Source organism: Streptomyces coeruleoprunus (assembly GCF_039542925.1).
Classification (GTDB): domain Bacteria; phylum Actinomycetota; class Actinomycetes; order Streptomycetales; family Streptomycetaceae; genus Streptomyces; species Streptomyces coeruleoprunus.
The window spans coordinates 3,533,512-3,553,298 of record NZ_BAABIT010000001.1; the positions used below are offsets into that span (position 1 = coordinate 3,533,512).

Consider the following 19,787-nt stretch of genomic DNA (forward strand, 5'->3'; position numbering starts at 1 on the left):
TGATGGTGGGGACAGGAGCGGACACCCCAGGGGCGACCCCGGCAGGAGGCGCGGCCCGCCGGCCAAGGGGCGGGCCCGCGGCCGGCGGGCCCGCACCTCGGGGGTCACTCCGAGTCGTCCGCCTCCAGGTCGCCCTCCGTCTCCAGGAACACCTGCTTCAGGGCCTCCAGGATCTGCGGGTCCGGCTTCGCCCACATGCCGCGGGACTCCGCCTCCAGGAGGCGCTCCGCGATGCCGTGGAGGGCCCAGGGGTTGGCCTGCTGCAGGAACGCGCGGTTCTCCGGGTCCAGGACGTACGTCTCCGTCAGCTTGTCGTACATCCAGTCGGCCACCACGCCCGTCGTGGCGTCGTAGCCGAAGAGGTAGTCGACGGTCGCCGCCAGCTCGAACGCGCCCTTGTAGCCGTGGCGGCGCATCGCCTCGATCCAGCGCGGGTTGACGACGCGGGCGCGGAAGACGCGGGACGTCTCCTCGACCAGGGTGCGCGTGCGGACCGTCTCCGGGCGCGTCGAGTCGCCGATGTACGCCTCGGGGGCGGTGCCCCGCAGCGCGCGGACCGTCGCGACCATGCCGCCGTGGTACTGGAAGTAGTCGTCGGAGTCGGCGATGTCGTGCTCGCGCGTGTCCGTGTTCTTGGCCGCGACGGCGATCCGCTTGTACGCCGTCTCCATCTCGTCGCGCGCCGGGCGCCCGTCCAGGCCCCGGCCGTACGCGTAGCCGCCCCACACGGTGTAGACCTCGGCCAGGTCGGCGTCCGTACGCCAGTCGCGCGAGTCGATCAGCTGGAGCAGGCCCGCGCCGTACGTGCCCGGGCGGGAGCCGAAGATGCGGGTCGTGGCGCGGCGCTCGTCGCCGTGGGCCGCCAGGTCGGCCTGGGTGTGGGCGCGCACGTGGTTGGACTCGGCCGGCTCGTCCAGGCCCGCCGCCAGCCGTACCGCGTCGTCCAGCAGGGCGATGGTGTGCGGGAACGCGTCCCGGAAGAAGCCCGAGATGCGCAGGGTGACATCGATGCGGGGCCGGCCCAGCTCGTCGAGCGGGATGGGCTCCAGGCCCGTCACCCGGCGCGACGCCTCGTCCCAGACGGGGCGCACGCCCATCAGCGCCAGCGCCTCGGCGACGTCGTCGCCGCTCGTGCGCATCGCGCTCGTACCCCACAGGGAGAGGCCGACGGACGTGGGCCATTCGCCGTTGTCCGCGCGGTAGCGCTCCAGGAGGGAGTCCGCCAGCGCCTGACCCGTCTCCCACGCCAGGCGCGACGGTACGGCCTTGGGGTCGACCGAGTAGAAGTTCCGGCCCGTCGGGAGGACGTTCACCAGGCCCCGCAGGGGGGAGCCGGACGGGCCCGCCGGGACGAACCCGCCGTTCAGCGCGTGCACCGCGTGGTCGAGCTCGGCCGTCGTCGCGGCCAGGCGCGGCACGACCTGCCGGGCGGCGAAGTCCAGGACCGCCGCCACCTGGTCGCCACGGCCGGCGGACACGCGGTCCACCGCCGCCGGGTCCCAGCCCGCCTCCTCCATGGCCTCCACCAGCGCGCGGGCCTCGGCCTCCGCCGCGTCGGCGGTCGTACGGGTCGCCGCCGACTCGTCCAGGCCGAGCGCCTCGCGCAGACCCGGCAGCGCGGCCGTGCCGCCCCAGATCTGGCGGGCGCGCAGGATGGACAGGACCAGGTTGACCCGCTCGGGCCCCGTCGGGGCCGTACCGAGCACGTGGAGGCCGTCGCGGATCTGCGCGTCCTTCACCTCGCACAGCCAGCCGTCGACGTGGAGCAGGAAGTCGTCGAAGCCCTCGTCGTCGGGGCGCTCCTCCATGCCGAGGTCGTGGTCGAGCCGGGCCGCCTGGATGAGGGTCCAGATCTGGGCGCGGATCGCGGGCAGCTTGGCCGGGTCCATGGAGGAGATCTGCGCGTACTCGTCGAGCAGCTGCTCCAGGCGCGTGATGTCGCCGTACGACTCGGCGCGGGCCATCGGCGGCACCAGGTGGTCGACGAGCGTGGCGTGGACACGGCGCTTGGCCTGCGTGCCCTCGCCCGGGTCGTTGACCAGGAACGGGTAGACGAGGGGGAGGTCGCCGAGGGCGGCGTCCGGGCCGCACGCCGCCGACAGGCCGGCGTTCTTGCCGGGCAGCCACTCCAGGTTGCCGTGCTTGCCGAGGTGGACCATGGCGTCCGCGCCGAAACCGCCGTCGGCGGCCGGAGTGGCGATCCAGCGGTAGGCGGCCAGGTAGTGGTGGGACGGCGGCAGGTCCGGGTCGTGGTAGATCGCGATCGGGTTCTCGCCGAAGCCGCGCGGCGGCTGGATGAGGACCAGCAGGTTCCCGCGGCGCAGCGCGGCCAGCACGATGTCGCCCTCGGGGTTGCGGGACCGGTCGAGGAACATCTCGCCGGGCGGCGGCCCCCAGTGCTGCTCGACCTCGGCGCGCAGCTCCTGCGGCAGGGTCGCGTACCAGCGCTTGTAGTCGGCGGCCGGGATACGGACGGGGTTGCGGGCCAGCTGCTCCTCGGTGAGCCAGTCCTGGTCGTGGCCGCCCGCCTCGATGAGCGCGTAGATCAGCTCGTCGCCGTCGCCGGAGGTGAGCCCCGGGATGTCCTCCTCGGGCCCGAAGTCGTAGCCCTCGGCCCGCAGTCGGCGCAGCAGGGCGACCGCGGAGGCCGGGGTGTCGAGGCCGACGGCGTTGCCGATGCGGGAGTGCTTCGTCGGGTACGCGGAGAGGACGAGCGCCAGACGCTTGTCGGCGTTCGGGATGTGGCGCAGCCGGGCGTGGCGTACGGCGATCCCGGCGACGCGCGCGGCGCGCTCGGGGTCGGCGACGTACGCCGGGAGGCCGTCCTCGTCGATCTCCTTGAAGGAGAACGGGACGGTGATGAGACGCCCGTCGAACTCGGGCACGGCGACCTGGCTGGCGGCGTCGAGCGGGGACAGGCCCTCGTCGTTCTCCTCCCAGACGCTGCGCGGCCCGGTCAGGCACAGGGCCTGCAGGACGGGCACGTCGAGCGCGGCGAGCGCGCCCGCGTCCCAGGCCTCGTCGTCTCCGCCGGCCTGGGCCTCGGCGGGCTTGGTGCCGCCGGCGGCGAGGACGGTGGTGACGACGGCGTCGGCCTCGCCCAGCCGCTCCAGCAGCTCGGGCTCGGGCGCCCGCAGGGACGCCACGTACAGGGGGAGGGCGCGGCCGCCGGCGTCCTCGATCGCGTCGCAGAGGGCGCCGACGAAGGCGGTGTTGCCGCTCATGTGGTGGGCCCGGTAGTAGAGCACGGCGACCGTCGGGCCGTCGGTGGTGCGCGAGGCGCGCTCCAGCGGGCCCCAGGTGGGCGCGGCGGCCGGGGGCTCGAAGCCGTGGCCGGTGAGCAGCACGGTGTCGGAGAGGAACCGGGCGAGCTGTTCCAGATTGTCCGGTCCGCCGTGCGCCAGGTAGGCGTGCGCCTCGGTGGCGACGCCGATGGGGACGGTGGAGGCCTCCATCAGCTGGGCGTCGGGGGCCTGTTCGCCGGTGAGGAAGACCACGGGCCGGTCCTGGGCGCGGAGCAGGTCGATGCCCTCCTCCCAGGCGCGCAGCCCGCCGAGGAGCCGTACGACGACGAGGTCGGCGCCGTCGAGGAGGCCGGGCAGGTCGTCGATGGGGAGCCGGGAGGGGTTGGCGAACCGGTACGCGACCGGGCCGCCCGCCGCTCGGGCGCTCAGCAGGTCGGTGTCGGAGTGCGAGAGCAGCAGGATCACGGCGTGCCGGGCCTTCCTCGGGGTGTCCTCGCCCCGGGTGGTCGTGGGGTGGCGGGAGTTCCTGACTCACCGGGACCCCTGGGTCGGGGCCCGGCTCACAGTGGCGGGACCGCGCCGGAATTCCACCGGGCTTCCTCCCTAGGGTCCTGGGACCCTGTGCCGTCTGCATAGTAGAGGCTGCGCGTATGCTCGCCGCCATGCCGCCCAGCTCATCAAATCCCCGGAACAGGGGTGAAACACACATACGGGACCGCGGCGACGCCTGCCCGGGTGCGCTGCGGCTGCACCGGGCGGACGACGGCGGTCTCGCGCGGCTGCGCCTGCCCACCGGTATCCTGACGTCCCGTCAAGTAGCGGTGCTGGCCGATGTGGCGGACCGGCTGGGCGACGGCCACCTCGGCGTCACCTCGCGCGGCAACCTCGACCTGCGCGGTCTCGGCGAGGGCTGCGGCCTGGAGCTGGCCGGCCTGCTGCGGGAGGCGGGGCTGCTGCCGTCGGAGCGGCACGAGCGGATCCGCAACATGGTGGTCTCGCCGCTGACCGGACTCGACGGACTGGGCCTCGCCGACGTCCGGTTGTGGGCCCGTGACCTGGACGCACTGCTGTGCGCGGGGGAGTGGACCACGGAGCTGTCGGGCCGCTTCCTGTTCGCCGTCGACGACGGCCGCGGCGATGTGGCGGCGCTGGGCGCCGATGTGACGTTGCTCGCAGAGCCCGACGGGCGTGCTCTGGTACGGATCGGGGGTCAGGACCAAGGCCTCGCGTGGCGGGTGGCGGCGGCCGACGCCCCACGGGCCGCGCTGGCGGCGGCCGAGGCGTTTCTCGCGGCCGCCCGGGAGGCGGGCACGGGTGCCTGGCGGGTGGCCGAGCTGCCGGCCGGGCGGGCCCTGGAGGAGGCCGTGACGGGTCACCTGGAGCGCGCGGGCATCGCCGCCGGGCGCACCGCACCGGCCGCGCTCCCCGTGGGCGCGCCCCCGGAGCCGGGCGTCGTCGCCGGGCGGGCGGTGTCGGTCGTGGCGCCCCTCGGGCGGGTCACCAGCGACCAGTTCCGCGCCCTGCTGCCCGCCGTGGAGGTACGCGTCACCCCGTGGCGCGGGTTCGTCGTGACGGGCCTCGCGGACGCGGCGGCGGCCGCGGCGCGGCTCGCGGAGCTGGCGGCGGCCGGGTTCCTGGCCCGCCACGGCTCACCGTGGCTCGGGGTGAGCGCCTGCACCGGCCGCCCGGGCTGCGGCAAGGCCCTGGCGGACGTACGGGCGGACGCGCGGCCGCTGGACCACGGTGGCCTGCCGGTCCACTGGTCGGGCTGCGCCCGCCGCTGCGGCCATCCGCAGGGCGACTGGGTGGACGTACTCGCCACCGAGGACGGCACGTACGCGGTGACCGTACGACGAGACAACGACGTACAGAACGCACAGAGATGAGCGGGAGCACAGTGTTCGACTACGAGAAGGACGGGGCGGAGATCTACCGCCAGTCCTTTGCCACGATCCGCGCCGAGGCGGATCTCGCGGGGCTGCCCGCCGACGTCAGCCAGGTCGCCGTGCGGATGATCCACGCCTGCGGCATGGTCGACCTGGTCCGCGACCTCGCCTACAGCCCGCGGGTCGTCTCCCGCGCCCGCGCGGCCCTGCGGTCCGGTGCGCCGATCCTGTGCGACGCGCAGATGGTCGCGAGCGGCGTGACCCGCAAGCGGCTGCCGGCCGACAACGAGGTGATCTGCACCCTGTCCGACCCGTCCGTGCCGGACCTCGCCGCCGAACTGGGCACCACCCGCAGCGCGGCCGCGCTGGAGCTGTGGCGGGACCGCCTGGAGGGCTCGGTCGTGGCCATCGGCAACGCGCCCACCGCCCTGTTCCACCTCCTGGAGATGATCGCCAAGGGCGCCCCGCGCCCGGCCGCGGTCCTCGGCATCCCGGTGGGCTTCATCGGCGCGGCCGAGTCCAAGGAGGCGCTGGCGGCGTCCGACCTGGAACACATCGTCGTACGGGGCCGGCGCGGCGGCAGCGCCATGACGGCCGCGGCGGTCAACGCGATCGCGAGCGAGGCGGAATGAGCGGCAACCCGAAGGCGACCGGCAAGCTGTACGGCGTCGGGCTCGGCCCCGGCGACCCGTCCCTGATGACCGTACGGGCCGTCGAGGTCATCGCGGAGGCGGACGTCGTCGCGTACCACTGCGCCCGCCACGGCCGTTCCATCGCCCGGTCCATCGCGGCGAAGCACATCCGCGAGGACCACGTCGAGGAGCGGCTGATGTACCCGCTCACGGTGGAGACGACGGACCACCCCGGCGGCTACCGGGGCGCGCTGAACGACTTCTACGAGGAGGCGTCGGCCCGCCTGGCCGCGCACCTCGACGCGGGCCGGACCGTGGCCGTCCTCGCCGAGGGCGACCCGCTGTTCTACGGCTCGTACCAGCACATGCACAAGCGGCTGGCGCACCGCTACGACACGGAGGTGGTCCCCGGCGTCACCTCCGTGAGCGCGGCGGCCGCGACGATCGGCAAGCCGCTGGTGGAGGCCGAGGAGATCCTGACGATCATCCCGGGGACGCTGCCGGAGGAGGAGCTGACGGCCCGGCTGGCCGCGACGGACTCGGCCGTGGTGATGAAGCTGGGCCGGACCTTCCCCGCCGTGCGCCGGGCGCTGGAGAGCACGAACCGGCTGGCGGACGCGCACTACGTCGAGCGGGCCACGATGGAGGGGCAGCGGACGGCGCCGCTCTCCGAGGTGGACCCGGATTCGGTGCCGTACTTCTCGGTGGCGGTGCTGCCGTCCCGCGTGGACACCGGCCCGGCCGCGCCCGAGCGGGGCGAGGTGCTGGTCGTCGGCACGGGCCCGGCCGGCCCGGGGTGGCTGACGCCCGAGACGCGCGGCGCGCTGGCGTCGGCGACGGACCTGGTGGGCTACACGACGTACCTGGACCGGGTGCCGGAGCGGCCGGGTCAGCGGCGGCACGGCTCCGACAACAAGGTGGAGGCGGAGCGCGCCGAGTTCGCGCTGGACCTGGCGCGGCGCGGGCGGCGCGTGGCGGTGGTGTCGGGCGGCGACCCGGGCGTGTTCGCCATGGCGACGGCGGTGCTGGAGGCCGCGTCGCAGGAGGAGTACGCCGACGTCCCCGTACGCGTCCTGCCCGGGGTGACCGCGGCGAACGCGGCGGCCGCGAAGGCGGGTGCGCCGCTGGGCCACGACTACGCGACGATCTCGCTGTCGGACCGGCTCAAGCCGTGGGACGTCATCGCGGCGCGGCTGCGCGCCGCGGCATCGGCGGACCTGGTGCTGGCGCTGTACAACCCGGGCTCCCGCAGCCGTACGTGGCAGGTGGCCCAGGCCAGGGACCTGCTGCTGGAGCTGCGCGCCCCCGACACCCCCGTGGTGGTGGCCCGGGACGTGGGCGGCCCGGAGGAGTCGGTGCGGGTGCTGTCCCTGAAGGACCTGGACCCGTCGGAGGTCGACATGCGCACACTGCTGCTGATCGGCTCGTCCCAGACGCGAGCGGTACGGCGCGGCGACGGCGGGACGGTGGCGTGGACACCGCGGAGGTACCCGGAGCGGTGAGGCCACCGGCGCCCCTCAGGGCGCTGTAAGACCGCTATAGTCGCCCCTATGGCGAACACGACCATCCAGGTTCCGCGTGAGACCCGCGACCACCTCGCGGCACTCGCCGCTGAGCGTGGGCTCACGCTCGGTCAGCTCGTACAGCAGCTCGCCGAGCGGGAGCCCACGCAGGCACAAATCGCCGAACGTCTGCGGGCGGACCGCGATGCGGCGAGACGCAACATGGGAACGGACGTGTCGGACGAGGAGTTCGACGCGGCTCCCGACGTGCTGGGCAACATCTACCGCATCGCCGCGGAGAAGATCAGGACCGCACGCGGATCCGCAGCGTGATCATCCTCGACACCAGCGCGGTCGGGGCACTTGCCGAGGGGCACAAGGCGCTCAACCAACTCGCCGCCAACATGGCGCCAACACCGCGCGACCGGCTCTGGATCCCGGCACTGTGCCTCATGCAGGCAGAGATGGACAGCGCGGGAGCGGGTGCGGCGGCGCTGGCCTTCTCCGCCGTCAGCATCGACCCCCTCGACACCGTGGCCTCGGTCACCGTCGGCACGCTCGCGCGCGACGGATACGGCGGGCCCGACACCTGCCACGCCTTGTACTGCGCCTCCCCCCGGCCCGAGTTCACGGGCATGTCGATCCTGCTCACCGGTCGCGAGGATCGCTACCCACCGGGCATCGTCACGGTGGACATCGATTCCCCGGGGATGCTCGGCTACTACTGAGATCTACCGAGGATCCTGGGGACGACGAGACGCCGTCCGGCCACCCGATGGCCGAGGACTCAGCCCGGCCGATGTGCGACACGCACAGCGGCCGGGATTTTTCGCATGCCGTGGCACCATCGCTTGACCTGCAAAAACGACAATGGGAGCCACTTGCGGCGCCATCAAGCCTTGCAGGTGGCGCCATGGTGATGCCATGATGGCGTCATGGACCTCACTCCGTACGTCGACAACCTCCGCCACGAACTCGCGGTCGCCGCGGAGGCGGGCGGGGACGAAGCCCGCGCCCTGGCCGAACGGCTCACCACTCCCCTGGAGTCCGCCGCCCGGCTCACCCTGCTGAACGCGCTGTCGGTGGCCGTGGAGGAGATCACCCGCGACCTGGCGCCCGGCTCGGTCGACGTACGGCTCCGCGGTCTCGACCCGGAGTTCGTGGTGACGCCCCCGCCCGCCTCCGAGCCCTACGAGGAGCCCGCGCCCGGCCCCGCCGCGCCGCCGCTGCCCGTGCCGGCCGACGACGACGAGGGCGGCACCGCCCGGATCAACTTCCGCCTGCCCGCCCACCTCAAGGCACGCGTCGAGGACGCCGCCGGACAGGAGGGCCTGTCCGTCAACGCCTGGCTGGTCCGGGCCGTGGCCGGCGCGCTGGAACCCGGCGGCGCCGCCCGCCCCGCCGCACGCGGCCGCAGGGGCGGACCGCAGGGCTTCACCGGCTGGGTCCGCTAGCCGGGCGGCGACCGCCGCCGGCCACACGAGCCACCGGCGCCGCAGCTCGGCGCACGCGTTCACCACCGCACACCACACACCACCAGGCCACACCGAGCCACGAGGACGGCACAGCCATGCCTGAATTCGACACGCCCGAACCGATCTCCGCGACCCTGGAGTTCGACATCGGCGCGGTCCGCATCGTCGCCGGCAAGCGCACCACCACGGTCGTCGAGATCCGGCCGACCGACCCCGCCGAGGAGAACGACGTACGGGTCGCCCAGCAGACCGCGGTCAGCTGCCGCGACGGCCGGCTGCTGGTGAAGGGCCCCCGGAAGCGGTCCCTGTTCGGCCGCAGCGGCTCCATCGAGGTGACCGTCGAACTGCCCGCCGGCTCCGACGTGCTGGGCAACTCGCCCATGGCGGACTTCCTCTGCGAGGGCCGCCTCGGCGAGTGCCGGCTCAAGACGTCCGTCGGCGACTTCCGCGTGGCCGAGGCGGCCGCCGTGAACCTGCGGACCCCGCACGGCACCATCGCCGTGGACCGCGTCACCGGCGACGCCGAGATCACCGGCGGCGGCCGGATCGACATCGGCGAGATCGGTGGCACGGCCGTCGTCCGCAACCTCAACGGCGACACCACCATCGGCGAGATCACCGGCGAGCTGCGCGCCAGCTCCTCGTACGGCCCCATCAGCGTCGGCGTCGCCCACGCCGGCGTCGACGCCAAGTCCGCCCACGGCGGCATCCGCATAGGGGACGTGGCGCGCGGCACGGTCACCCTCCAGACGTCCGCCGGTGACGTGGAGGTCGGCATCCGCGAGTCCACGGCCGCCTGGCTCGACGTGTACTCGCGCATCGGCAGCGTCCGCAACTCCCTCGGCGCAACCGAAGGCCCCGGCGACTCCACCGAGACCGTCGAGGTCAAGGCCCGGACCAGCCTCGGCGACATCCTCATCCACCGCGCGAAGCCCACTCACTGACGTTCCATCAGGAGCCTTCCCATGAACACCGCCTTAGCGGTCTCCGCCACCGGACTGCGCAAGTCCTACGGCGACAAGCTCGTCCTCGACGGCATCGACCTGCGCATCCCCGAGGGCACGGTCTTCGCCCTCCTCGGCCCCAACGGCGCCGGCAAGACCACCACCGTCCAGATCCTCTCCACGCTCATCCCCGCCGACGCGGGCGAGGCCCGGATCGCCGGGCACGACCTGGGCACCCGCTCCGACGGCGTACGCGCCGCCATCGGCGTCACCGGCCAGTTCTCCGCCGTCGACAACCTGCTCACCGCCGAGGAGAACCTGCTCCTCATGGCGGACCTCAACCACCTCTCCCGCCGCGAGGGCCGCCGCCGCTCCACCGACCTCCTGCGGCGCTTCGACCTCACCGAGGCCGCCCGCAAGCCCGTCGCCACCTTCTCCGGCGGCATGCGCCGCAAGCTGGACCTGGCGATGACCCTGGTCGGCGACCCCCGCGTGATCTTCCTCGACGAGCCGACCACCGGCCTCGACCCGCGCAGCCGCCGCACCATGTGGGAGATCATCCGCAGCCTCGTCGTCGACGAGGGCGTCACCATCTTCCTCACCACGCAGTACCTGGAGGAGGCCGACCAGCTCGCCGACCGCATCGCCGTCCTCGACCACGGGCGGATCGTCGCCGAGGGCACCGCCGAGGAACTGAAGCGCCGCATCCCCGGAGGCCACATCCGCCTCCGCTTCACCGACCCGTACGCGCTCGAAACGGCGGCCGGACTGTTCGCCTCCACGCACCGCGACGACGAGGCGCTCACCCTCGACATCCCCGGCGACGGCGGCATCCCCACCCTGCGGTCCGTCATCGACATCCTCGACGGCGCGTCCGTCGAGGCCGCAGGGCTCACCGTCCACACACCCGACCTCGACGACGTCTTCCTCGCCCTCACGAGCAGCCCGGCAGGTGCCCGATGAACCGCGCCCACGCCGTACGCGACGCGGCGACCATGCTCCGCCGCAACCTCAAGCGCGCCCTGCGCTACCCGTCACTGACCTTGGCCGTCGTCGGCATGCCGGTGATGATGCTGCTGCTGTTCCACTACGTGTTCGGCGGCGCCCTCGGCACCGGCATCGCCGGCACGTCCACCGGCGACGTCCCCTATATCGACTACGTCGCGCCCGGCATCATCCTGATGACCGCGACGTCCGGGGCGCTGATCACGGCCATCGGTGTCTGCGTCGACATGACCGAGGGCATCGTCAACCGGTTCCGGACCATGGCGATCTCCCGGTCGGCGTTCCTGACCGGCCATGTCGTCGGCAGCGTCATCCAGACCCTGGTCAGCGTGGTGCTGGTGCTCGGTGTCGCCCTCCTGGTGGGCTTCCGGCCCGACGCCGACGCCCTGGAGTGGCTCGCCGCGTTCGGTGTGCTCGCGCTGCTGACGCTGGGCCTGACCTGGCTGGCGGCGGTGATCGGGCTGCTGTCCAAGACACCCGAGTCGGCCTCCAACACGCCGATGCCACTCACCTTCCTGCCGTTCCTCGGCAGCGCCGTCGTCCCGCCGGAGTCCATGCCGACCGGGCTGCGCTGGTTCGCCGAGTACCAGCCCTTCACACCCGTCATCGAGACCCTGCGCGGGCTGCTGATGGGCACGCCGATCGGCAACAGCGGCCTGGTGGCCCTCGCCTGGTGCGCCGGGATCACGGTGGTCGGCTTCCTGTGGGCCCGGGCGGTCTTCCGGCGCGGCGCGGTCGCGGCGGCACGCTGACGGCCCGCTCCGCTCGCCGGCCGGACGTGCCGCCCGGGCCCCCGTGTCAGGGCGTGATCAGCGCCGCTCGACGAAAGCCCGCCCCTGGTGGTCGTCGGACCCGCAGGAACGCCGCTCGTCGGCGGTCATCTTGCGGGTCTTGACAACCACGGCGTTGCTCCTGCCGTCCGTGCCGTTCTTCGCGGGCCCGGTGATGGTGTCCTTCCAGAACCAGTAGTAGTGGCCCCACTTGGGGCTGTCGTAGTGGGTCTGCCAGGTACCGGTGACCTGCTGCATCACCTGGGCGCGGGAGACCCAGCCGACCTCGCCGGGCTTGACCGTCATGTTGAGGGAGCTGGACTCGGTGTGGTCGCTGGACCAAGTGTGGCCGTAAGTCGCCGTCACGCTCAGGTCGACGACCCCGGCGATCTTCCCGCCGGCGGTGACGGAGACCCCCACCGAGTCGGTGGACCCGACCGAGTCGGACCAGCTCATGGTCTGGGTCGCGTCGGAGGTGCTGCAGTTGTACAGCGAGTCCGACACCTGCCGGAACTGCCCGAGGTACGCCTTCCCGAGCACCGGCTCGTTGAAGGTGCACTTGCCGAGGCCGGACGCGCAGTCGGCGGTGAGCTCCTGGCGGGTCGGCTGGTCGGCGGCGGCGGCCGGGGCGGCGCCCATCGCCAGGAGCCCGCAGGCGGCCACGGCCAGGGTCGCCGAACGGGCGCGGCGGCGCCCGATGCGCTCAGTCGTCATCGTGGGGTCGTACCTTTCGTACGTGCTGGGGGGGTCGGCGAACGACGGGAGGCCGCAGGGGAGTTGACCCTGGACGGACACGGCCCACCGTCCGCCGCCTGATGCGCGGCCGATTGTGCCGGGCGTCACGCACGAGGACGGCGCGATTCGGACACGCGTTCACTGCCGCCCCTAGGGCATCAGCTTCAGTTCCTCCGGCGCCGTGATGCCGAAGTCCCCGTCGAGCACCCGCCGGATCTCCTCCTCATCGGCCAGCTGCCGCTCGGTGACGCTCCCGTCGGCGGACGTCACGGTCAGCCGCGTGCCGTCGAGCGCCAGATGCCGGTCCTCCGCCGTGCGCTGCGCGTACAGGCGCGAGGAGAAGGGCGAGCGCGGGTTCGTCGCGATGTGCCAGTTGATCATCCCGAAGTCGGCGTGCACGAAGGGCTCGACCGTGAAGACGTACTGCGCCTCCCACTCCCCCTTCTCGTACGCCTCCAGGACCCACAGCTCCAGCGGGCCGTCGTGCGGGGCGTGCACCAGGCGGTGGCGGCGGCCGGCGTCGTGGATCTCGGTGCCGGCGACCAGCGGTATGGGCTCCAGGAGGGCGCCGCGGGAGCCGAAGCCCACGTCGGTCAGGTACGGCACGGCCTCCCCCGGCACGTCGACCAGCAGCGCCATGTGCGTGCGCGGCCGGTCCTCGAAGCGGGCGGCGCCCAGGACCACGCGCGCGGCCAGCCGGGTCACCCCGAACCCGAGGGCGTCCAGGGCGGCGGCGAGCAGCGTGTTGTGCTCGTAGCAGTAGCCTCCCCGCCGCCCGCCCAGCAGCTTCGCCGTGAGGTCGCCGAGCGCGAGCGAGGGAGCGGAACCGCCCAGGGCGTCGAGGTTCTCGAACGGGATGCCCCGCACATGGCCCAGCTGGACGCGCCGCAGCGTGGCGAGGTCGGGGCGGGGAGGTTCGCCGGCCCAGCCGATCCGCCGGAGGTAGAGGTCGAGGTCGAAGTGATCACTGTCGGACATGACCCCACCGTAAGCGCTGCCGCTCAACTGCCCGACAGTGAGGGGAAGTCAGAAGAACGACCGCTCCCGCGCCCAGCCGGCCGCCTCCTCCACCGTCCCGGCCACCGGCACGCCCTCGGGTACGGGCGGGCGGCGGACGATCACCACCGGGACGCCGGCCTCCCGCGCCGCCGTCAGCTTCGGCGCCGTGGCCGCGCCCCCGCTGTCCTTGGTGACCAGCACGTCGATCCCGTACGCCCGCAGCACGTCCCGCTCGCCCTCCACCGTGAACGGCCCGCGCTCCAGCAGCACCTCCATCCGGTCCGGGAACGGCGGCTCCGGGGGATCCACGGACCGGACGAGGAACCACGCGTCCGTCACCCCCGCGAACGCGGCCAGCCCCATCCGCCCGGTCGTCAGGAAGATCCGCCGCCCCAGTGCCCGGGCCGCCCCCGCCGCCTCCTCCAGCGACGCCACCGGGTGCCAGTCGTCACCCTCGACGGGGGTCCACCCGGGGCGTCGCAGGGCGAGCAGGGGAACATGGGACGTGGCGGCCGCCCGCGCCGCGTTGAAACTGATCGTCCCCGCGAAAGGATGAGTGGCGTCGATGACCGCGTCCACCTGGTGCTCGCGCAGCCAGCGGGCGAGGCCGTCCGCGCCGCCGAACCCGCCCACCCGGACCTCACCCGGCGGCAGCTTCGGGCTGGCCACCCGCCCGGCGAGCGAGCTGGTCACCCGGATCCCCTCCGCGTGCAGCGTCCCGGCGAGCCGGCGGCCCTCGGTCGTGCCGCCAAGGATCAACACATGCATCGGACACCGTCCATGAGTACGAGCGGGGGGCGCAGCGCCCAACTCAAGCACACCGGCCTCCGCCCGGGCTGGACGACCGGCGCCTGCGCGACGGCGGCGACCACCGCGGCATACACGGCGCTCCTGACCGGCGACTTCCCCGACCCGGTGACGATCACCCTGCCCAAGGGCCAGACGCCCTCCTTCGCCCTGGCGCGGGAGGAGCGCGCGGACGCCCACGCCATGGCGGCCGTCGTCAAGGACGCGGGCGACGACCCGGACGTCACGCACGGCGCGCTGATCCGCTCGACGGTACGGCTCCTCCCGCCCGGCTCCGGGGTCGTCTTCCGCGCCGGGCCCGGTGTGGGCACGGTCACCCGCCCCGGCCTGCCCCTGGCCGTCGGCGAGCCCGCCATCAACCCGGTGCCGCGCCAGATGATCCGCGACCACGTGGCGCGGGTCGCGGCGGAGCACGGCGGGACGGGCGACGTGGAGGTCACCGTGTCGATCGACGACGGCGAGGAGATCGCCCGCTCGACGTGGAACCCGCGCCTGGGCATCCTCGGCGGCCTCTCCGTCCTCGGCACGACGGGCGTCGTCGTCCCCTACTCCTGCTCGGCGTGGATCGACTCGATCCGCCGGGGCGTGGACGTCGCGAGGGCGGCGGGCCGCACGCACGTGGCGGGCTGCACGGGCTCGACGTCCGAGAAGACGGTGCTGTCCCTCTACGACCTCCCGGAGGACGCCCTCCTCGACATGGGCGACTTCGCGGGGGCCGTCCTGAAGTACATCCGGCGCCACCCGGTGGACCGCCTCACGATCTGCGGCGGCTTCGCGAAGCTGTCCAAGCTGGCCGCCGGCCACCTGGACCTGCACTCGGCACGCTCCCAGGTCGACAAGGGCTTCCTCGCGGAACTGGCCCGCTCGGCCGGCGCCTCCGAGGAGCTGGCGGCCGAGGTGGCCACCGCGAACACCGGCCTGGCCGCGCTCCAGCTGTGCGCCGCCCGGGGAATCCCGCTGGGCGACCGGGTGGCGGAAAGAGCCCGCGACGAGGCCCTGTCGGTCCTCCGGGGCGCCCCGGTCATGGTCGACACGGTCTGCATCGACCGAGCGGGCACGGTGGTGGGCCGCAGCACCCCCCGCTGACGGCACTGCCGCCCCACCGGGGATGCGCCGATAGCGTGACCCCCATGTACCCGGAAAGCGAGCCCTACGCGCACGGCATGCTCGACGTCGGTGACGGCAACCGCGTGCACTGGGCCGCCCACGGCAACCCCGCCGGCAAACCCGCCCTCGTCGTGCACGGCGGCCCCGGCTCCGGCTGCCACCCCGCCACCACCCGCCTCTTCGACCCGGCCAGGTACCGCGTCGTCCTCCTCGACCAGCGCGGCTGCGGCCGCAGCACTCCGCACGCGAGCGACCCGACCACGGACATGGCCGCCAACACCACGCACCACCTCGTCGCCGACATGGAGCGCCTCCGCGCGCACCTCGGCATCGACCGGTGGCTCCTGTACGGCGGCTCCTGGGGCTCGACGCTGATCCTGGCGTACGCCGAACGCCACCCGGACCGCGTCTCGGAGATCGTCGTCCCCGCCGTCACCACGACCCGCCGCTCGGAGATCGCCTGGCTGTACGAGGGCGTGGGCCGGTTCTTCCCGGAGGCGTGGGACCGGTTCCGCGCGGGCTCCGGCACCGACGCCCGTACCGCCGCCGAACTCACCGCCGCGTACGCCCGCCTGGCCGCGCACCCGGACCCGGCCGTCCGGGAGCGGGCCACGGCCGACTGGTGCGCGTGGGAGGACGCGGTGGTGTCCCTGGAGGGCGCGGGAACCCCGTACACGGGCCGCCCGGACGCCGCCCGCCGCGCCCTCGTCCGGATCTGCTCGCACTACTTCTCGCACGGCGCCTGGCTGGAGGAAGGCGCCCTCCTGCGGGACGCGCACCGCCTCGCGGGCATCCCGGGCGTGCTGATCCACGGCAGGCTCGACCTGGGCGGTCCCCTGACGACTGCGTGGGAGCTGAGCCGGGCATGGCAGGACGCGGAGCTGATCGTCGTGGACGACTCGGGGCACCTGGGCACGGAGACGACCCGGTCCCACGTCCTCGCCGCGCTGGACCGCTTCGCGGCCACCCCTGACGCCACCCCGTGAGCCCAACCCGTAACCCCACAGGCCCAAGCCACCGCGCACGCCCGCGGCCCATCGGCTGATCATCACTGCATGAGCCCCACGATCCGCCTCGCCCAGCAGCCGGAGGCCGACGCCCTCCTCGCCCGGAGCCCGCTCGCCGCGCTGGTGGGCATGCTGCTGGACCAGCAGGTCCCCATGGAGTGGGCGTTCTCCGGGCCGTACACGATCGCGCGGCGCCTCGGGCGGGACGATCTGGACGCGCACGAGATCGCCGCCCACGACCCCGAGGCGTTCGCGGCGCTGCTCTCCGAGAAGCCGGCCGTGCACCGCTACCCGGGCTCGATGGCACAACGCGTCCAGCAGCTGTGCCGGTTCCTGGTCGACGAGTACGGGGGCGACGCGAGCGCCGTCTGGTCCGGGGTCGGCAGCGGCCGGGAGCTGCTCGACCGGCTCCAGGCGCTGCCCGGGTTCGGCAAGCAGAAGGCGCAGATCTTCCTGGCCCTGCTCGGCAAGCAGTACGACGTGCGCCCGGAGGGCTGGAGGGAGGCGGCGGGCCCGTACGGCGAGGCCGGATCGTACCGGTCGGCGGCGGACATCACGGGCCCCGAGTCGCTGGCCAGGGTCCGGGCGTTCAAGCAGGAGGCCAAGCGGGCCGCGAAAGGGACGAAGGAAACCAAGACGGCCAAGACGGCGAAGAGCTCGAAAGCCGCGGATCCTGCCAAGAAACCCCGCTAGAGCGGAAGTTCTCCTTCAGAACCCCCTCTCCCTCCACGAATCCGACGAAAAACAGCGTGAGTTGTGGCACATCTGTTCCCAGAAGCCCGGCAGATCGCTAGCTTCCCCTCAACCTCGTCCGTTCGGGAAGGACCTCTGTGAACGCATCCTCTCGCAGAGCCGTGGCCACCCTGGCCGCAGCCGCACTCGCCACCCCGCTTCTGCTGGCCTCTGCCTCCCCCGCTGCCGCAGGCCGGAGCACACCGGCCAAGGACGCCGCGAAGCTGGCCCGGAAGCTGGTCGAGTCGGCCTCCGCCGACAGCGCCCACCAGCACCTGCAGAAGTTCCAGCAGATAGCCGACACGGCGGGCGGAAACCGCGCCGCCGGCACGCTCGGCCACGACGCCTCGGCGGCGTACGTGTACCAGCAGCTCAAGAAGGCCGGGTACGACGTCTCGTACCAGAAGTTCGACTTCGTCTACACGGAGACGCAGGCCCAGAAGCTCTCCGTCGTCTCGCCCGCCCCGCGCGACGTGGCGATATCGGCGATGACCTACACCAAGTCCACGCCGGTCGGCGGCACCAAGGCCGCCCTGGCCGCCGTCCCGGTCGACGCGGACGGCACCACGGGCTGCGAGCCCACCGACTTCGCGACCGGCACCTTCACCGGAAAGATCGCGCTGATCAAGCGCGGCGGCTGCACCTTCGCGGCGAAGCAGGCCAACGCCGCCGCCGCGGGCGCCGTCGGCGCCATCATCTACAACAACACCGACGGTGCCCTCGCCGGCACCCTCGGCGCGGCCGACGCCGGGAAGATCCCCACCGGCGGCATCACCAAGGCCGAGGGCGAGCAGCTCACCGCCGACCTGGCGAAGGGCCCCGTCGAGGTCAACCTGGAGATCCGCCAGCTCCAGGAGACCCGGACCACCAACAACGTCATCGCGGAGACCCAGCGCGGCAACGCCGCCAACACCGTGATGCTCGGCTCCCACCTCGACTCGGTCGCGGCCGGCCCCGGCATCAACGACAACGGCTCCGGCTCGGCCGGCCTCCTCGACGTCGCCCTCAAGTTCGCCAAGTACAAGGACAAGACCACCAACAAGGTGCGCTTCGCCTGGTGGTCCGCGGAGGAGCTGGGCCTCCTCGGCTCCGAGCACTACGTCGACAACCTCGACGAGCTGGGCCGCAAGGAGATCAAGCTCTACCTGAACTTCGACATGATCGCCTCGCCGAACTACGGCCTGTTCGTCTACGACGGCGACAACTCCGACGGCGTCGGCGCCCCCGCCGGCCCCGAGGGCTCCGCCCAGCTGGAGCGCGACATCAACGAGTTCCTGGACAAGAAGGGCAAGCCGCACGCCGGCACCGACTTCACCGGCCGCTCCGACTACGGCCCGTTCATCGCGGTCGGCATCCCGTCCGGCGGCACCTTCACCGGCGCCGAGGGCATCAAGACCGACGCCCAGGCGAAGCTCTTCGGCGGCACGGCCGGTACGGCGTACGACGCCTGCTACCACGCCGCGTGCGACAACATCGACAACATCGACATGGTGGCGTTCGACACCAACATCGATGTGATCGCCAACGCGGTCGGCACCTACGCCCACGACCTCAGCTCGCTGCGCAAGCCGGTCGAGTTCGTCCCGACCGACGGCGACGCGGGCAGCGGCGGCGGCCTGCACGAGGACCACGACCACGAGGTCACCGAGTAGGCACCACACCCTCGCCGAGCGGCGCGCCACGGGGTCACCCCGTGGCGCGCCGCCGTGCGAGCGCCCGACGCACAGCCGACGCGCGTCCGGAATGCCCCACTGTGCGAGGTCCCCCGTCGGCATGGCACTGCCTCCGCGTGGCTGCGCCGGCAGCCGGTCGCCCGGTAGGCTTTCCGTGTGATCTTCAAGCGCATCGGTAACGGCCGGCCGTATCCCGACCACGGCCGGGAAAGCACCCGGCAGTGGGCGGATGTCGCGCCGCGTCCGGTCCGCCTCGATCAGCTCGTGACCACCAAGGGCCAGCTGGACCTGGAGACGCTGCTCGCCGAGGACTCCACCTTCTACGGCGACCTCTTCGCGCACGTCGTGAAGTGGCGGGGCGATCTCTACCTCGAGGACGGGCTGCACCGCGCCGTACGCGCGGCCCTCCAGCAGCGGCAGGTCCTCCACGCCCGCGTGCTGGAGCTCGACTGAGCCGCCGCTGAGCCTTTCCGGGCTCTTTCCCACCCGTCCGGCCCTCTGACGCTGATCGTTTAGTAGGCATAGCCGACGGGCCGCATTACGCTGCGCCCATGAGCATGCTCACTCCCCCCGGTATGGGCGGAAAGTATCGCGTCACGGGCAACACGTACCCCCGTATGCGCCGCCCCCGCCGCCGAGGCAGGATCGCCCTGGCGTCCGTCGCCGCAGTGGCCGCCCTCGGCCTGGCCGGCTGGGGAACGCTCCAGCTCATCGACGTTTTCGGCGGCGGCTCCGGCAGTACGGCACGCCACACCACGGCCGGCTCGTCCTGCAAGCCGGCGAAGCCGGCCGCCGCGCCGGCCCCGGCTCCGGCGCTTCCCAAACCGGGCCAGATCACCGTGAACGTGTACAACGCCACGCCCCGCAGCGGGCTGGCCAAGTCGACCGCCGACGAGCTGCAGAAGCGCGGCTTCGCCATCGGCAAGGTCGGCAACGCTCCGGCGGCCTACGACAAGAAGGTCCCCGGCACCGGGATACTGCTCGGAGCCCCGACGGCCACCAAGGGCGCGTTGCCGGTACTCGGCACGCAGCTGAAGGGCGCGTCCCTCAAGACGGACGCCCGCGCCACGGCAGACGTGGACCTGATCCTGGGCACCGCCTTCAAAACCCTGGCCACGCCCTCGGACGCCACGGCAGCCATGACCACCCTCCTCCACCCCAAGCCCCCGACTCCAACCTGCGCGAAGTAGGGACCACCTCGCCACGGACGGCGTCCGCCGTCGCGGGCTGACGCCGCCGTTCCGTCGTTGCGGGCTCGCGCCGGTACC

Annotated in this window: 19 protein-coding genes and 1 riboswitch; of the genes, 15 read left to right on the forward strand and 4 right to left on the reverse strand. The window is 73.1% G+C overall.

Annotation, left to right across the window (positions count from 1 at the left end; all coding sequences use genetic code 11):
* Window positions 1-104: 104 nt before the first annotated feature.
* Window positions 105-3,710 carry a cobaltochelatase subunit CobN gene (gene cobN, locus ABEB09_RS15620; RefSeq protein WP_345690527.1) on the reverse strand — a complete coding sequence of 1,202 codons (3,606 nt, stop codon included), beginning with the start codon at window positions 3,708-3,710 and terminating at the stop codon, window positions 105-107.
* Between the two features lie 40 nt (window positions 3,711-3,750).
* Window positions 3,751-3,885: riboswitch (cobalamin riboswitch) on the reverse strand.
* 22 nt (window positions 3,886-3,907) lie between these two features.
* Here cobN and cobG point away from each other — a divergent pair.
* From cobG to ABEB09_RS15665, 9 genes are all read left to right on the forward strand, one after another.
* Entirely contained in the window at window positions 3,908-5,131 is a 1,224-nt protein-coding gene (cobG, locus tag ABEB09_RS15625; RefSeq protein ID WP_380839272.1) for a precorrin-3B synthase, read from the forward strand.
* A complete protein-coding gene (locus ABEB09_RS15630; protein WP_345690529.1) occupies window positions 5,128-5,763 on the forward strand; it encodes a precorrin-8X methylmutase in 636 nt (211 codons plus the stop codon). The genes cobG and ABEB09_RS15630 overlap by 4 nt, the downstream gene beginning before the upstream one ends.
* Window positions 5,760-7,265, forward strand: coding sequence for a precorrin-2 C(20)-methyltransferase (locus ABEB09_RS15635; RefSeq protein WP_345690530.1), 1,506 nt, complete (start codon window positions 5,760-5,762; stop codon window positions 7,263-7,265). The genes ABEB09_RS15630 and ABEB09_RS15635 overlap by 4 nt, the downstream gene beginning before the upstream one ends.
* Window positions 7,266-7,313: 48 nt before the next feature.
* Window positions 7,314-7,598 carry a hypothetical protein gene (locus ABEB09_RS15640; RefSeq protein WP_345690531.1) on the forward strand — a complete coding sequence of 95 codons (285 nt, stop codon included), beginning with the start codon at window positions 7,314-7,316 and terminating at the stop codon, window positions 7,596-7,598.
* Complete coding sequence (locus ABEB09_RS15645) at window positions 7,595-7,993, forward strand: hypothetical protein (RefSeq protein WP_345690532.1); 399 nt, start codon at window positions 7,595-7,597, stop codon at window positions 7,991-7,993. The genes ABEB09_RS15640 and ABEB09_RS15645 overlap by 4 nt, the downstream gene beginning before the upstream one ends.
* A 207-nt stretch (window positions 7,994-8,200) precedes the next feature.
* The gene (locus ABEB09_RS15650) at window positions 8,201-8,719 is read left to right on the forward strand and encodes a hypothetical protein (protein WP_345690533.1); all 519 of its coding nucleotides are present in this window, start codon (window positions 8,201-8,203) and stop codon (window positions 8,717-8,719) included.
* Window positions 8,720-8,835: 116 nt separating this feature from the next.
* Complete coding sequence (locus tag ABEB09_RS15655) at window positions 8,836-9,684, forward strand: DUF4097 family beta strand repeat-containing protein (RefSeq protein ID WP_345690534.1); 849 nt, start codon at window positions 8,836-8,838, stop codon at window positions 9,682-9,684.
* A gap of 21 nt (window positions 9,685-9,705) precedes the next feature.
* Window positions 9,706-10,647, forward strand: a complete 942-nt coding sequence (locus ABEB09_RS15660; protein WP_345690535.1) for an ATP-binding cassette domain-containing protein — start codon at window positions 9,706-9,708, stop codon at window positions 10,645-10,647.
* Window positions 10,644-11,441, forward strand: coding sequence for an ABC transporter permease (locus ABEB09_RS15665; protein ID WP_345690536.1), 798 nt, complete (start codon window positions 10,644-10,646; stop codon window positions 11,439-11,441). The genes ABEB09_RS15660 and ABEB09_RS15665 overlap by 4 nt, the downstream gene beginning before the upstream one ends.
* Before the next feature lie 57 nt (window positions 11,442-11,498).
* On the opposite strand, the gene ABEB09_RS15670 is transcribed toward ABEB09_RS15665, so the two are convergent.
* The 3 genes from ABEB09_RS15670 to ABEB09_RS15680 all read right to left on the reverse strand — a co-directional run bounded on the left by ABEB09_RS15670 (window position 11,499) and on the right by ABEB09_RS15680 (window position 13,961).
* Entirely contained in the window at window positions 11,499-12,173 is a 675-nt protein-coding gene (locus tag ABEB09_RS15670; RefSeq protein ID WP_345690537.1) for a hypothetical protein, read from the reverse strand.
* A gap of 171 nt (window positions 12,174-12,344) precedes the next feature.
* Window positions 12,345-13,172, reverse strand: coding sequence for an arylamine N-acetyltransferase family protein (locus ABEB09_RS15675; RefSeq protein WP_345690538.1), 828 nt, complete (start codon window positions 13,170-13,172; stop codon window positions 12,345-12,347).
* Window positions 13,173-13,220: 48 nt separating this feature from the next.
* Complete coding sequence (locus ABEB09_RS15680) at window positions 13,221-13,961, reverse strand: cobalt-precorrin-6A reductase (RefSeq protein WP_345690539.1); 741 nt, start codon at window positions 13,959-13,961, stop codon at window positions 13,221-13,223.
* Window positions 13,962-13,973: 12 nt separating this feature from the next.
* On the opposite strand from ABEB09_RS15680, the gene ABEB09_RS15685 reads away from it, so the two are divergent.
* The 6 genes from ABEB09_RS15685 (at window position 13,974) to ABEB09_RS15710 (ending at window position 19,709) form a co-directional block, all read left to right on the forward strand.
* The gene (locus ABEB09_RS15685) at window positions 13,974-15,086 is read left to right on the forward strand and encodes a cobalt-precorrin-5B (C(1))-methyltransferase (protein ID WP_345690540.1); all 1,113 of its coding nucleotides are present in this window, start codon (window positions 13,974-13,976) and stop codon (window positions 15,084-15,086) included.
* A 44-nt stretch (window positions 15,087-15,130) separates the two neighbouring features.
* Entirely contained in the window at window positions 15,131-16,093 is a 963-nt protein-coding gene (pip, locus tag ABEB09_RS15690; RefSeq protein ID WP_345690541.1) for a prolyl aminopeptidase, read from the forward strand.
* Window positions 16,094-16,162: 69 nt separating this feature from the next.
* On the forward strand, window positions 16,163-16,807 hold the full coding sequence (locus tag ABEB09_RS15695; RefSeq protein ID WP_345690542.1) for an HhH-GPD-type base excision DNA repair protein: 645 nt from the start codon (window positions 16,163-16,165) through the stop codon (window positions 16,805-16,807).
* 161 nt (window positions 16,808-16,968) lie between these two features.
* Window positions 16,969-18,498, forward strand: a complete 1,530-nt coding sequence (locus ABEB09_RS15700) for a M28 family metallopeptidase (protein WP_345693950.1) — start codon at window positions 16,969-16,971, stop codon at window positions 18,496-18,498.
* A 177-nt stretch (window positions 18,499-18,675) separates the two neighbouring features.
* Window positions 18,676-18,972 (forward strand): type II toxin-antitoxin system VapB family antitoxin, encoded by a 297-nt coding sequence (locus ABEB09_RS15705; RefSeq protein WP_003949502.1) that lies wholly within the window; start codon window positions 18,676-18,678, stop codon window positions 18,970-18,972.
* 98 nt (window positions 18,973-19,070) lie between these two features.
* On the forward strand, window positions 19,071-19,709 hold the full coding sequence (locus tag ABEB09_RS15710; RefSeq protein ID WP_345690543.1) for a LytR C-terminal domain-containing protein: 639 nt from the start codon (window positions 19,071-19,073) through the stop codon (window positions 19,707-19,709).
* The last annotated feature ends 78 nt before the right edge of the window (window positions 19,710-19,787 follow it).

Coding starts and splice junctions, on each gene's coding strand:
- ABEB09_RS15650 (WP_345690533.1), top strand. CDS start 8,201: ATGGACCTCACTCCGTACGTCGACAACCTCCGCCACGAACTCGCGGTC.
- ABEB09_RS15710 (WP_345690543.1), top strand. CDS start 19,071: ATGAGCATGCTCACTCCCCCCGGTATGGGCGGAAAGTATCGCGTCACG.
- ABEB09_RS15660 (WP_345690535.1), top strand. CDS start 9,706: ATGAACACCGCCTTAGCGGTCTCCGCCACCGGACTGCGCAAGTCCTAC.
- ABEB09_RS15695 (WP_345690542.1), top strand. CDS start 16,163: ATGAGCCCCACGATCCGCCTCGCCCAGCAGCCGGAGGCCGACGCCCTC.
- ABEB09_RS15635 (WP_345690530.1), top strand. CDS start 5,760: ATGAGCGGCAACCCGAAGGCGACCGGCAAGCTGTACGGCGTCGGGCTC.
- cobG (WP_380839272.1), top strand. CDS start 3,908: ATGCCGCCCAGCTCATCAAATCCCCGGAACAGGGGTGAAACACACATA.
- ABEB09_RS15630 (WP_345690529.1), top strand. CDS start 5,128: ATGAGCGGGAGCACAGTGTTCGACTACGAGAAGGACGGGGCGGAGATC.
- ABEB09_RS15670 (WP_345690537.1), bottom strand. CDS start 12,173: ATGACGACTGAGCGCATCGGGCGCCGCCGCGCCCGTTCGGCGACCCTG.
- pip (WP_345690541.1), top strand. CDS start 15,131: ATGTACCCGGAAAGCGAGCCCTACGCGCACGGCATGCTCGACGTCGGT.
- ABEB09_RS15665 (WP_345690536.1), top strand. CDS start 10,644: ATGAACCGCGCCCACGCCGTACGCGACGCGGCGACCATGCTCCGCCGC.
- ABEB09_RS15640 (WP_345690531.1), top strand. CDS start 7,314: ATGGCGAACACGACCATCCAGGTTCCGCGTGAGACCCGCGACCACCTC.
- ABEB09_RS15685 (WP_345690540.1), top strand. CDS start 13,974: ATGAGTACGAGCGGGGGGCGCAGCGCCCAACTCAAGCACACCGGCCTC.
- ABEB09_RS15655 (WP_345690534.1), top strand. CDS start 8,836: ATGCCTGAATTCGACACGCCCGAACCGATCTCCGCGACCCTGGAGTTC.
- ABEB09_RS15680 (WP_345690539.1), bottom strand. CDS start 13,961: ATGCATGTGTTGATCCTTGGCGGCACGACCGAGGGCCGCCGGCTCGCC.
- ABEB09_RS15675 (WP_345690538.1), bottom strand. CDS start 13,172: ATGTCCGACAGTGATCACTTCGACCTCGACCTCTACCTCCGGCGGATC.